We start from the raw sequence: 12,970 nt of genomic DNA, 5'->3' as shown, positions 1-12,970 counted from the left end.
GAGCCACTTTAGTTGCTGTAAGATAGTAAAGAAATGACAAGTAAAACTGTACCAACTGCGTGTTGAAGTTTTCCTAGTACGGAGAAACCCCGGCAATCCGAAAGCGTAATATTGCATTATGGCTCCGAGATACAGCAACGGCAGGAAACTGAGCGTACCGAATTGGCTCTGTGTTGGAAGTTAAGAAAGTCTTCAAGCTAAAAAAGTAAACTATCCAACTTGTTTGGTGTGTTAGAGGCGATTTGACTTGGCCTATGAGTCTGACAATTTTCGGCGTCAGAAGTTCAGAAATACCCTACGGGGATTCCCCCGAATTAATTCGGGGGAGTAGTCAAAGGAACCCTCCTACTAAATCAACCCGGTTCAGGAAAAAATTTGAAAAGTTGCTTGACAAACTGAGTTTTTTGTGGAATCCTAGAAAGAGTCAAGCAATATTGCGGGTGTAGCTCAGTGGTAGAGCGCAACCTTGCCAAGGTTGATGTCGTGGGTTCGAATCCCATCACCCGCTTACTAAAAGAATATAAAGCTTAAAAAAGCAGCAAATAGGCTATAGGATTGCTGTTATCATCGGAAATAAGGAGTGCAAGGGAATAAAATTCTCTTGTATGATATTTAATCAACTCTCAACTTCTGTCGAGTCAATACTGATGTCAGGGAGACAGTCTAGCGTTTCAACTCTAGGGAAAAATCCATGAAAATCTAAAAACTTACGAAATTGACAAGACTGAGTTGGTCAGTATGATTCATTAAGTCTGTATTTAAAATCCGTAATTCTTAAACGCTTTATCTGATAACTGCTTGTGCCATCTCAGAAAGCCCAGAAAATCGAGTTAAACGGTGATTACCCTTGCCCCTGTCGGCGGAAGGGTCACTTAGTTCCGATCACGCTGACAGAAGCCTTTGGCTGCGATCGCTGTCAGCAAATTTTTGTTGTAGATGAGAGCGGTTACTCTCTAGAACAACTCTCAACCCACTATCCTTATAAACAAGCATGGCATTGGACAGGTCATCAGTGGCATCGAGCCAGTCCGGGTTTTCGGACTCATTACTTACCCCTAGCTTTAGGAATGCTCTTAGTGCCATTGGTAATTTGGCTACCTTTGGCATTGTATTCACCGGGACCCAATATTATACTTTGGGCAATGGTTGCGGTAATGTTGGCAATGTTGCCAGCATTGATGGTCTGGCTTGCTTACAGACGGTGAGCGAAGATGATAATTGATGATTTTAGTGCTTCACCCCCGCCGACGAACCCTATTCGTCGTGCCTATACAGCGAGTATACAACTAGCAAAGACGAAAGGAGAACATCGTAGCCGTACCTTACGGGCTATGGCTGAAGCCATTAGAAAAAGGCAAAACGATATTTTAGAAGCAAACACCCTAGACTTAGAAGCCAGTCGAGAACTGGGTATTTCAGAATGTGTGAGTGAGTGGTTAAAGCTGACTCCTGAAAGGCTAGAAACAACGGTACAAATCTTGAAACGGTTGGGAGAACTTCCTGATCCCATCGGACGAGTCATCGGAGTTTCCTATCAACTCGAACAGGGTCAGACCTACTATCAACTGATTCCGATTGGGGTGGTGGGGTTAGTGTATGAAGCCTTTCCCGAATTGGGTGCAATCGCGGCAGGACTGTGCATGAAAACGGCTAATAGTTTAATTTTACTCGGTGGCAGTGAAGCGAACTATTCCAACCAAGTGATCACTCAAGCTTTACAGTCGGCGATCGAAGAAGAAGGTATGCCTATAGGCTGTTTAGAAGCCTTTCCCGCCGAACAGGAAGCCAGCATTCAAGACTTAGTGACTCAAGACCAATATATTAATCTGATCATTCCCTATGGTCGGCCCCATTTGGTGCAGCAAGTGGTCAATCAATCGACTGTTCCTGTTTTGCGTTCGGCGATGGGGAACTGCTATCTGTATTGGTCAGCAACGGCCAACGTGGAAATGGCGCGATGGATGATCTTGGATAGCCATCAAAGCAAACCTGACCCCGTTAATGCGATCGAGAAAGTATTAATCGATCCCAACCAGAAGGGTTCATCCTTAGTCAGACTTTGGAACAATCTGCGTGAAGAAGGATTTGAACTCAAAGGAGACGAACTCCTCGTCCAACAATTTCCCGAGCTAACCCTGGCTGAACCCTCAGAATGGTCACAACCCTACCTCAATAAAACCATCGCTTTTAAAGGAGTAGACAGTCTAGAAGAAGCGATCGCCTGGATGAACGAATATAGTAGTGGTCATAGCAACTGCTTGGCAACCGAATCCTATAGCGAGAGCCGTCAATTTGCCTTAGATGTCAACAGTGCCTTAACCTTTATCAATGCTTCTCCGCGATTCTCACGCCATCACAATCGAGGGGATGCGATCTTTTTAGGAATGTCCAATCAGGTGGGATATCGGCGCGGATTAATTGGCTTAGAAAGCCTAACAACCGTCAAATATATCGTCCAGGGAAATCCCAACTTTTAGCTAAAAAAACCCCAAGGGAGAGGGGAAAAAATAACGATTCATGTTGTTCATTCAAGATTCAACTGTCCCCAGCTCCCAGTCTTAGCGAATAGTGTACTCAGCCTTACTTCGTCGTTGGGACTAATTTAACTTTTTTGGCTAAACCCAACGCTTGTAAAAGTTGAATCGTCATCCAGGTCTGATCAATTTCCCACCATTGCAAACCATGACGAGCAGAATACTGGTAAGCGTGATGGTTATTGTGCCAACCTTCACCATAAGTCAGGACAGCCACCCACCAACAGTTGGTAGAAGCATCATCACAATCAAACGTGCGGTATCCAAACTTGTGGGTTGCACTGTTAACAAACCAAGTGCAGTGGAACACGGCGACAATCCGCACAAACACTCCCCAAACCACAAAAGGCCAGCCGCCCAAGAGGAAAAGCAGACCCCCTAAAGCAAACTGAACGAGAATGAAATAGTCTTGACAAAATTGATAAACCGGATCTTTGCCGATATCCTGAGTTAAGCGATCAATGTCAGCTTTTGGCGGACGAGCGTACAGCATCCAACCCATGTGACTCCACCAAAAACCCTTGTTAGAGTCATGGGGATCTAACTCATGGTCAGAGTAAAGGTGATGCATCCGGTGTGAACCCACCCAATCAATCACTCCACCCTCACAGGCTAAAGTGCCACAGAACACGAGAAAATATTCAAGCCACTTCGGCGTTTCAAAACTGCGATGAGTCACAAGGCGATGAAAACCTAGAGTAATTCCCAAGCCCCCTGTTACCCAGTGTAAAAAGACTGCAATTCCAACCGCAGCCCAACTAAAATTACTCGGAAGTAATGCAAAAAGTGCGCCGACGTGGAGAATTACCATAAAGATGATAACTTTCCATTCGGGATTAAGTTTTTTTGAAGTTGCAATCGTCATGAAAATCTGAGCTTTCTTTACGAGTCTGTCCTATTTGCGTCATAATAAGCACCACTCACGCGGTTAGGCGAGTTCGGTGATGAGCAGTAGCATTTTACAACTAGATGAAGCAAAGCAGGCACTATTTACGATCTTTTCCGGAATCGATGGTCAGGTCAAGCAAAATCTAAAACGAGTTTTAGATGCTTTTCGACAACATCGGGTCGGAACCCACCATTTTGCAGGAGTTACAGGCTATGGCCATGATGACTTGGGCCGTCAAACGCTTGATCGAGTGTTTGCGGAAATCATGGGAGCCGAAGCTGCTGCTGTCCGAGTCCAGTTTGTCTCTGGGACTCATGCGATCGCCTGTGCTTTGTTCGGTGTTTTGCGTCCAGGGGACGAAATGCTAGCTGTTGCTGGCGCTCCCTATGACACTCTAGAAGAAGTCATTGGTTTACGAGGCAAAAGTCAAGGTTCACTTCTTGAGTATGGCATTTCTTACCGTCAAATAGATCTGCAATTAGATAGAAAAATAGATTGGGAAAGTTTAAAAGTTGGTATTACCTCTAAAACACGCTTAGTCCTAATTCAGCGCTCTTGCGGCTATTCCTGGCGTTCCAGCTTATCTATTGCTGAAATTGAGAAAATTGTCCAGATCGTCAAACAGCAAAATCCCGACACGGTTTGTTTTGTCGATAACTGTTATGGGGAATTTATTGAAACCCAAGAACCCACTGCGGTGGGCGCTGATTTAATTGCGGGTTCGTTAATTAAAAATCCAGGTGGGACTATCGCGCCTGCGGGGGGATATATTGCGGGACGGGCTGAGTTAGTGGAAGCGGCGGCTTGTCGGTTAACAGCTCCCGGAATTGGCAGTCATGGCGGTGCAACGTTTGATCAAAATCGCTTGTTATTTCAAGGCCTATTTTTGGCCCCGCAAATGGTGGGAGAAGCGATGAAAGGAAACCATTTACTCGCCTATGTTTTTGACAAGTTAGGTTATCGGGTTAACCCTTTACCTTTAGAACCCCGTCGGGATGTTATTCAAGCGATTGAGTTGGGTTCACCCCAAAAATTAATCGCCTTCTGTCGGGCTTTACAGAAGTATTCTCCGGTCGGTTCCTACCTCGACCCCGTTCCTGCGGAAATGCCGGGGTATGAGAGCCAATTAGTTATGGCTGGTGGTACGTTTATTGATGGTAGCACTTCAGAATTATCGGCTGATGGGCCGTTAAGAGAACCTTATATTGTGTTTTGTCAAGGGGGTACCCATTGGACTCATCTTGAAATTGCCTTAGAAGCCGCCATAGAAGCCGTTGGGTTTGCCAATGATTCTTAACAGAATTATGAATTATAAATTATAAATTATATATAGCACGCCAAAAACCCGGTTTCTTGAACAATACACATCGCCAATTTTCCGCGCACGGTAGAAGAAACCGGGTTTTTTAGTCTGGAGGTACCACGCCAAAAACCCGGTTTCTTGAACAATACACATCGCCAATTTTCCGCGCACGGTAGAAGAAACCGGGTTTTTTAGTCTGTACTGTACTTCATTCAACTCACAATGCAAAGTTTTTATTGCTTTCATGTACATCTTTGATTAACTACCTGAAATCTCAAATTTAACCTGAACTGCGCTGTACAGTATGCCTGCAAACTATATTCTTATCAATTTTGTTACAACAAATGTTGATTGATAGGAGCGTCATCTATAACGTTTTATGCTAGAATTAATGTTGGTTAACGAGAGACGGGTTGGCGCAGGAGACCTGGTGGATAAAAAAATTATCAGCGATGAATTTATAGAAACCTTGAAGGATGATAAATACGAAACACATCTTGATGAAATAAAAGATGCTTTATCAATCCTAGATGATGCTATTGAAAGCCTACAGTCTTGTATTCTAGATGAAGCTGCGACTCTACTCAAACAGAGGTGTTTTGAAAAAAGCACTATACTCTCTGAGAACACCCAAGCTTTGGATATAATTAGAAACCATATTCGAGAATATATTACCCAACTTGAAAACGAGGATGATTGGGATGATGAGAATAATAATGATTCGGAATTTGATTGGGAAAATGATGATCAATTCCTTGAACCCAGTCAACTCAACAACCCCCTAGAAATATCTAAGGTATTTACCTTAGATCAGTCCGTTGACGTTACTTACTTTAAACCTACATTATTTAGGTTCAAGCAGAATGAATATGAGGTTAACAGTTGGAGATATTTTTTACGAGATTTATGCTTTATATTGTACAAACTAGATAAAGAGATTATATTAAGCTTTCCAAATCGAAAAGAGTTTATTGGTCGCACAAGAAATTATTTTTCCAAAAAACAGTCAGATTTGACGTGCGCTGGTAAAATCAATACCAATCTTTATGTAGAATTAAATCTATCCGCGAAGGATGTACTAAAGTTAGTCAAAAAAATTCTGAAGGCATACAGAATAGAACCCCATCACGTTGAAGTAGAGGTTCGTCCTGTAAGGTCTATCTAGCACCCCATCAGCTAAATGCTCACATTTCAATTGTCTGATTGGGAAAAAATAAAGCGATCGCAAAAATGACAAGAATTGCGAGTGTGGGGGTTGAAATCCTGTCTCTATCGTGCTAAAGTAATAATGATTGCGATCGCTAATTCCAAGAATTTTGTGATCCTTTACCCACAAACAACATAAATCGCCCAAATTGCCATCGCCCTGAGATAATGACTCGCCCGAAAGGTTCCGGCTGCGGTAATAGCTTCAGGAGTGCGAAATTGTAAGCCATTTTCATAAATTTGTTTCACCACTACTTCGGCTAAATTAAACCCTTCCTCTTTCATTCCCATTTGAATTAAAAACGCCGCTAACCCAAAATTAATCCCCGTCCAAACTTCTAACGGATGAGTATCATTAGGGTTAACAGGTTCGCCATTTAGTCTAACGCCATTAGCAGCCCCTAATTGACCGTGATGGAAATTTTGAAAACAAGATTGATAAATCGTTTGTAAGGCTGAAATGGTTCGTTCTGGGGCAACAATATCTTCTAATCCTAACAGTTTAACATAAAATTGACCACAGAGTTGATCGGCCATCACAACATCGGAACCACTCTCACTATCAAGCTGATAATATTGACCATTCCAAAGCTTTTGATAGATCGGTTTTGCTTGTTTTAACCATGTTTTATAAGTTGAAATGGTTTCTGAAAGTGAGGGAAACAATGTAGAAAATTCAGTCTTTTCTAAACAGTTTCCGATTTCTATTGCTGCTTCTAACGCCGCTAACCACAACCCGCCACAATAAGCACTCACCCCCTGCAATTTCCAATCATCAAAGGTTTGGTCAGGGGCACCGCTATTTTCAGGAATTCCATCTCCATCTTTATCAAAGGTTTTGAGATAATCTAAGGTTTCAACGATAGCTAACCAACAGTCTTTTAAAAATTCATCATCCTCACTTCCCGTTAACACAAAATCTCGATAAACTTGCAACACAAAATCACAAGGTAAATCTTTCCAGAGATTACAATCTTGATAGCTAGTATAATTCGTTTTTTCCCAAGGATGTTCGTTCGGTGCGCCTAAATCGTGGGGAGTTGCGCCTGTTGCTTTACGAATCGCCTCAGCTTGATTATAACCGATAATTCGCGGAGTTTTATCACCTTTAGAAATCGAACGTGCAAAGGCTAATAACACAGATTTTTCCAAATCCGGCCATAATAAAAGCAGCGCAAACGACCCATATAAGCGCACATCCAAACTTTCATACCAACGATAATCCAAACATTCTAAAACCGCAAATTGACCTTTAGGATTATTTTCATCGGCTGCACTCCAAAGCGTCCCGCCATCGGTTAATAAATACAGTTCATTAAACAACGCCATCTTAAACCACGAAGGCAACTCTTGACGGTTTAAGATTGGATTTTGCCAGTCTTTAATATTATCCAACCAGACATCAGAATGCTTCATCGCCGTGCGAATCATCGACCAAGCATTTCTGCCATTGCGACCAAAAAAATCAGTGTAGCGGCGATAATAACAAACCCCAGATTCAAACTCAGTTACAGGTAAATCCCAAGCCAAGAAAAAAGGAATTTTGCGGGTTTTTCCAGGTCGTATCGTAAACTTAACCGCCAAAGCCACGCCAATTTGTTCACCTGTTGCGGCAGGACGTTCACTTTCTTGATCTAATAAAGTACCATCTTGGGCAAAATAATGCCAAATTTCCTCGCCCGTTCCCGCCGTATTCCAAGCCGTTTGATAATAGACTTCTACCGCCGGATTTGTAATGGTTGCAATTGCCATTTGTCCTTCGCCTTCTCGGACTTCTTCACTGACACTCAGGCGAGACATGAGACAACCAACCCGATGAAAATCTTCTACTAAATGATTAAAATTCCCGACACTATTTCCCCAACGGGATTGATATTCATAAACCGGACTGCCATCATCTCGGACTTGAACTTGAGGTTTATCTAACGCATTGGTAAACCAACCGATTGTATTTTGCCAAGTCAGGAGAATACTGAGGGTAATCGGTTCATCTGTAGGATTATGGGCAATCCATTCAAAAACAGCAATCGGATAACTACTTTCTTGATAATTTCCTGCCCAAATTGGCGAAAATTGTTCACAACTTAACTGGGCTTTAAAGACATTTTCATAGACAAACCAACTGCGAGGATAAAGGGCGTGATAGGTTCCCGTTTTCTGCGAATTAGAAGACGCCGGGTACCAATTCCAAGCCGACAAATTCCCATCTTCTGGCGGTTCGGTACAAAGGGCATAGGCTTGAGTTTTGCCGTTGGTTTCCTCAAATACACTAAACTGACAAGCGGGTAAACTGCGGAAAATATGTTCACCGCCATCGAGATGCCAGAGGTTAAAATCTCCTCGCGATGAACGACCAATACAACCCGCCCCGAACCCTCCTAACGGCATCCCATGCCAGGGGCCATCATCGAGGTTACTGCTGTAGCGGACAGTATAGGGTTTCTCCCAACCTAGACCGATGGGACGATTCCAGGTATGGGGCGGTATGTCGTGGCTCGTCGGTTGATTCATCATAAAGTCGATTTTATCGCAAAATGGCTTCTCAAGTGCATAGGCTTGACTGTTCCAGACATATATGGTTGTAGATAGAAAAGGTTAGTGCAACTTTTGTCTCACTGATTTCTGGAGGAGGTCAAAATGAGATTTAAACCGCAATTTGTTAGTTCTTTAAAAAAATGAAAGAAGAACCACAAAGACAGGAAGACACGAAGATTTCCTGGTTTGAGGTTCTCTGTAAACCATCCTACAATTGCTGAACTTGGAAACGATTTTAAGATTTCAAGTTACAGTTGATATTCGTATAAATACGAGTTCTTGTGATTCAACTCTTGATCAAAAATAAAATGACTCTAAGAACAATAAAATGGAGTTAAGTAAAATTCACTCAACTCCATTCACTAATCTATTGATTTTCAATCTGACTTAAGAGTGAGGCATAGTACCTGTGGATGTTCGACCTGGCCCTCCTTCAGGAATAGTTTCCCACTCACCATTTGAACTTTGTTGATATTGATTTTTGACAGAGTTCCAAGCGATTTTTTCAGCACCATCTTTACTCAAGCCATCAGCAGTGGCACTATTAAAAGCGGCTAAAAAAATCTGTTGTGCGCCGCGAGGCAGTTTAGATTTAACAGTTTCAGGTAACTGTTCAAGAGTTTCGTAAGCCATCTTACTGTTTCCTCAAAAATATATTTTGTAATCTTATTATTGATTGAACCGTTGAATTCACCAAAAAACATCTGACCTCAGACAGAGATTAGAAATGAATGCTAAAATTACCAACAGAACTCTTCCTTGTGGTAAAACTTCAGTCAAGTTATGTTGATGAATTGAGAGTTGATCCATCGAGAAAATCTCATCTACAACAGCAAAATTTAAAAACAAACGCACAGGCAGACAGGGGTGACGAAAAATTGAAAATGATTGCTAGGGTGCGTTACCAAGAGAAGCAGGTTTAGAGCAAGGTCGTTTACGACGGATTATTTTTGTGCTACAATAGTTTATCGTGGCTCGATGCCGATAATCTATGCTTGTGTATGAAATGAAGCTGCAAGGAACCCAATACCAGTACAGAAAGTTAGACGAAGCTATCCGTACTGGTAGGTTTGTTCGCAACAGCATCATCAAAGCATGGATAAATGGTCAAGTTCAAAGTCGCAACGATGCTTATGCCTACTGCAAACTGCTGTCAGACAATCCAGATTTTCCCTGGGTAAACAAACTCAATTCTATGGCTCGACAAGCCCACGCAGAAAGAGCATGGGCATCCATTGAACGATTTTATCAAAAATGTCGGCAAAAAATACCGGGGAAAAAAGGATTTCCAAAGTTTAAAAAATCTCAAGTCCGAGCATCTGTTGAATACAAAACATCGGGATGGAAACTTTCAGAAGATAGACGCTATTTAACCTTTTCCGATAAGTTTCAAGCAGGTACATTTAAGCTTTGGGGTAGTCGAGACTTGCACTTCTATCAACTCCAACAAATTAAACGAGTTAGGGTGATTAGAAGACACGATGGGTATTATGCTCAATTTTTGATAGACCATGAAAGGGAGGAAAACAAAGAACTCAGTAACAAACAAACAGGGCTTGATGTAGGTCTTAACTATTTCTACACTGATTCCACCGGGATACAGGTAGAGAATCCCCGTTTTCTAAGAAAAGATGAGCGACGAATTAAAAAGCTACAACGTCGATTATCTCGAAAAAAAAAGGGAAGTCAAAACCGTAAAAAAGCCAGGAATCGGTTAGGTAGGGCGCATCTCAAGGTTTCACGCAGACGTAATGATTGGGTTTGTAAACAGGCCCAACACGTCATACAGTCTAACGACTTGGTAGCGATTGAAAACCTACGGATACGCAATTTAGTTAAAAATCATCATCTAGCCAAATCAATTAATGATGCTGCTTGGTACAGATTTAGAGAATGGCTGGAGTATTTTGGGAGAATTTATGGGGTTCCGGTGATTGCTGTTGAACCCGCATATACTTCTCAAAACTGCTCAAATTGCGGTGAAAAGGTTGTCAAAACTCTCAGTACGAGAACTCATAAATGCCCTCATTGCGGATACACGAGTGACCGAGATGAAAATGCCGCCAAAAACATTTTAAAATCTGCACTTAAACAGCTATCAAATACCGTCGGGCAGACGGAAATCAACGCCTCCCGAGAGACTGATCTCTGCTTGAGTGGGGAAACCCAACCGAGTAAGTCAACTCAACGAAAGAGGAAACCCAAACAGTGATGTTTGGAATCTCCGTTGTTTACGACGGAGAGGATGTCAAACTACGTTCACATCGTCTACCCAGAGATTTTTGGTCAGTGGGTCGTCCTGAAAAATTTTAGTTGACGCAGGGTTAACAAGAGTCGCTAGGATAAAAAAGAGTATGGTTTGATCCGTTCATTCGACAGGAGAACACTTAATGGATTTAGTCGCCCTGCAAAATGGGTTAGATAACCTTTCGTTTGCAATCTTGTTCGCCAGTATGCTAGTTTACTGGAGTGGTGCTGCGTTTCCTGGGATTCCCTACCTGCAAACTTTGGGAACTGCTGCGATGACGATCGCTAACCTGTGTATCGCTGCGTTACTCGCCGCTAGATGGATAGAAGCAGGTTATTTCCCCATCAGTAACCTCTACGAGTCGCTATTTTTCCTCACTTGGGGTATTACAACCATACACTTGGTAGCTGAAAATATGAGCCGATCTCGGCTTGTCGGTGTGGTAACAGCACCTGTGGCGATGGGAATTAGTGCTTTTGCGGCTTTAACGCTACCGTCTCAAATGCAACTGTCTGAACCTTTGGTTCCCGCCCTTAAGTCTAACTGGCTGATGATGCACGTTAGCGTGATGATGCTCAGTTATGCCACTTTAATGGTAGGTTCATTACTCGCGATCGCCTTTTTGGTGATTACACGGGGACAAGAGATTGAACTGAGTGGAAGTTCCTTAGGAACTCGTATTTCCCGAAACCACCACTATAAACTCAATCATTCCACCGAGTTAACCGCCACTGCTTCTGAAACGGTTGTTAATGCTGGATCTGAACTCTCAGCCAATACCAACGGCAAAGGAACAACAGCCCTGTTAGAGTTAGTCAGTTCTACTAATAGCAAATCGGCTGCTTTATTATCACCCCAACGCTTGAGTTTAGCGGAAACGATTGATAATATTAGTTATCGAATTATTGGACTGGGATTTCCATTACTCACCATTGGGATTATCGCTGGGGCGGTTTGGGCAAATGAAGCTTGGGGATCTTATTGGAGTTGGGACCCGAAAGAAACCTGGGCGTTAATTACTTGGTTGGTTTTTGCCGCTTATTTACACGCTCGAATTACCAAAGGATGGCAAGGACGCAAACCCGCTATTTTAGCTGCAACCGGATTTTTTGTCGTTTGGATTTGCTATTTAGGTGTTAATCTTTTAGGTAAGGGTTTACATTCCTACGGTTGGTTCTTTTAGGTTCAAATTTTTACACCGGAAAACGGCATTCATTCAAACGCTAATTCCGTTTTCCTTTTCAATAAACGATTACAGGAAACAGTAATGAATCACCCAATTCATATTATAGATAATGATGATGTTCTGCACACCGGGGCGAGTGCATTAATGTTTCAATGCACGTTCAAAGTTAGTGAATTTCTGGCAATGATGCAAGCCAAATTAGAAGAAGAATATATCTTCGGTGATGGCCTTGAATGTGACCTATTGAGTCCGGGACAAACCTGGAGAAAAGGAAAAATTAAGGTGCGTCTGGAGTTTACCTCCCTAGAGAGTGAAACCCCTGAAGTCCCGATTTCTGTCCCCCAATTTCCGAGTATACCGACTCCGATCCAAACTGCGAACCCCGAAGAACTCCCGCCACCCTTGAGACGACAAATTCATCCAGTGGGGATGTGGAGTTAAAACAGTTTACAATTAGGGGCCTTGAGGAACGGGGGAACGCCTCTTTACTCACAACCCCCATTCCCCTGATTGATTGCTGCCTTCAAACTCGTTTTTCCTGGAAATTTCGCGATTTTTTTTTCGGCAGACCCTCTTGACTTTTGGGGCGGCTAGGGGTATGATTATTTTATAATGGGATATTCACGAAAAAAATATTTCTTTCAATACTCGATTATTAAAAATACTATTCATACTATATCAGAAGCCGTCCTCCCTTGTCAACCCTCAAAGCGAGGGAGATGGAAATTGACATACTCCCCATTTCTAAAGAAAGGGGATTCTCCAAGCCTCACGGCTTTGGATTACTGATTCATTGACAACCCTTACAGCAAGCTAGTTTCCTGACCTACTCCAGAGGGGTGAGTCTCCCCAGTCGTTCATCCCATTTCAGAGATAGTTTCGGTATGCCCTACCGTACTTGAGAAAAAATGCTTGATTCTCTGTACTTGGTGCTTTAAGGTTTTATATGGCCAAAGCATTCAGAGCAAGAACCCCGTACCTTAAGTTTTCAAGGTTCATTGCATCGATTAGATGCTGGGTTTTTCAACTGGTTGAATACCCTGCCAGTAGAGTTATTCTAGCATTAGAA

The 12,970-nt window shown here is 42.5% G+C and carries 11 protein-coding genes and 1 tRNA gene; 9 read left to right on the top strand and 3 right to left on the bottom strand.

All coding sequences use genetic code 11. From position 1 onward, the window contains the following. The first annotated feature begins 436 nt into the window (after positions 1-436). The 3 genes from WN50_RS16385 to WN50_RS16375 all read left to right on the top strand — a co-directional run bounded on the left by WN50_RS16385 (position 437) and on the right by WN50_RS16375 (position 2,477). Positions 437-508, top strand: a tRNA-Gly gene (locus WN50_RS16385). Positions 509-800: 292 nt separating this feature from the next. Then, on the top strand, positions 801-1,205 hold the full coding sequence (locus WN50_RS16380) for a hypothetical protein (protein WP_046281385.1): 405 nt from the start codon (positions 801-803) through the stop codon (positions 1,203-1,205). 6 nt (positions 1,206-1,211) lie between these two features. Further along, positions 1,212-2,477: a glutamate-5-semialdehyde dehydrogenase gene (locus tag WN50_RS16375; RefSeq protein WP_046281384.1), complete on the top strand. Its 1,266-nt coding sequence runs from the start codon at positions 1,212-1,214 to the stop codon at positions 2,475-2,477. 103 nt (positions 2,478-2,580) lie between these two features. Here the strand turns inward: WN50_RS16375 and WN50_RS16370 are convergent, their stop codons facing one another. Continuing rightward, the gene (locus WN50_RS16370; RefSeq protein WP_046281383.1) at positions 2,581-3,399 is read right to left on the bottom strand and encodes an acyl-CoA desaturase; all 819 of its coding nucleotides are present in this window, start codon (positions 3,397-3,399) and stop codon (positions 2,581-2,583) included. A gap of 79 nt (positions 3,400-3,478) precedes the next feature. Between WN50_RS16370 and WN50_RS16365 the strand changes: the two genes are divergently transcribed. Together WN50_RS16365 and WN50_RS16355 are read left to right on the top strand one after the other, a co-directional pair. Continuing rightward, positions 3,479-4,720, top strand: a complete 1,242-nt coding sequence (locus WN50_RS16365) for a methionine gamma-lyase family protein (protein WP_046281382.1) — start codon at positions 3,479-3,481, stop codon at positions 4,718-4,720. Between the two features lie 385 nt (positions 4,721-5,105). After that, positions 5,106-5,891: a hypothetical protein gene (locus WN50_RS16355; protein ID WP_046281381.1), complete on the top strand. Its 786-nt coding sequence runs from the start codon at positions 5,106-5,108 to the stop codon at positions 5,889-5,891. Positions 5,892-6,052: 161 nt separating this feature from the next. On the opposite strand, the gene WN50_RS16350 is transcribed toward WN50_RS16355, so the two are convergent. Together WN50_RS16350 and WN50_RS16345 are read right to left on the bottom strand one after the other, a co-directional pair. After that, the gene (locus WN50_RS16350) at positions 6,053-8,446 is read right to left on the bottom strand and encodes a GH116 family glycosyl hydrolase (protein WP_425354815.1); all 2,394 of its coding nucleotides are present in this window, start codon (positions 8,444-8,446) and stop codon (positions 6,053-6,055) included. Between the two features lie 408 nt (positions 8,447-8,854). Continuing rightward, positions 8,855-9,100, bottom strand: a complete 246-nt coding sequence (locus WN50_RS16345) for a ChaB family protein (RefSeq protein ID WP_046278997.1) — start codon at positions 9,098-9,100, stop codon at positions 8,855-8,857. A 98-nt stretch (positions 9,101-9,198) separates the two neighbouring features. Between WN50_RS16345 and WN50_RS16340 the strand changes: the two genes are divergently transcribed. The 4 genes from WN50_RS16340 (at position 9,199) to WN50_RS16325 (ending at position 12,342) form a co-directional block, all read left to right on the top strand. Further along, positions 9,199-9,390, top strand: a complete 192-nt coding sequence (locus WN50_RS16340) for a hypothetical protein (protein ID WP_046278998.1) — start codon at positions 9,199-9,201, stop codon at positions 9,388-9,390. Between the two features lie 68 nt (positions 9,391-9,458). Further along, the gene (locus tag WN50_RS16335) at positions 9,459-10,679 is read left to right on the top strand and encodes an RNA-guided endonuclease InsQ/TnpB family protein (RefSeq protein ID WP_049559833.1); all 1,221 of its coding nucleotides are present in this window, start codon (positions 9,459-9,461) and stop codon (positions 10,677-10,679) included. 178 nt (positions 10,680-10,857) lie between these two features. Then, complete coding sequence (gene ccsB / locus WN50_RS16330) at positions 10,858-11,898, top strand: c-type cytochrome biogenesis protein CcsB (RefSeq protein WP_046282053.1); 1,041 nt, start codon at positions 10,858-10,860, stop codon at positions 11,896-11,898. Positions 11,899-11,982: 84 nt separating this feature from the next. Further along, a complete protein-coding gene (locus WN50_RS16325) occupies positions 11,983-12,342 on the top strand; it encodes a KGK domain-containing protein (protein ID WP_046282052.1) in 360 nt (119 codons plus the stop codon). Positions 12,343-12,970 lie beyond the last annotated feature (628 nt).

The organism is Limnoraphis robusta CS-951 (genome assembly GCF_000972705.2).
Note: the sequence above shows the minus strand (reverse complement) of the source record. Positions and strands in the feature narration are given on the sequence as shown.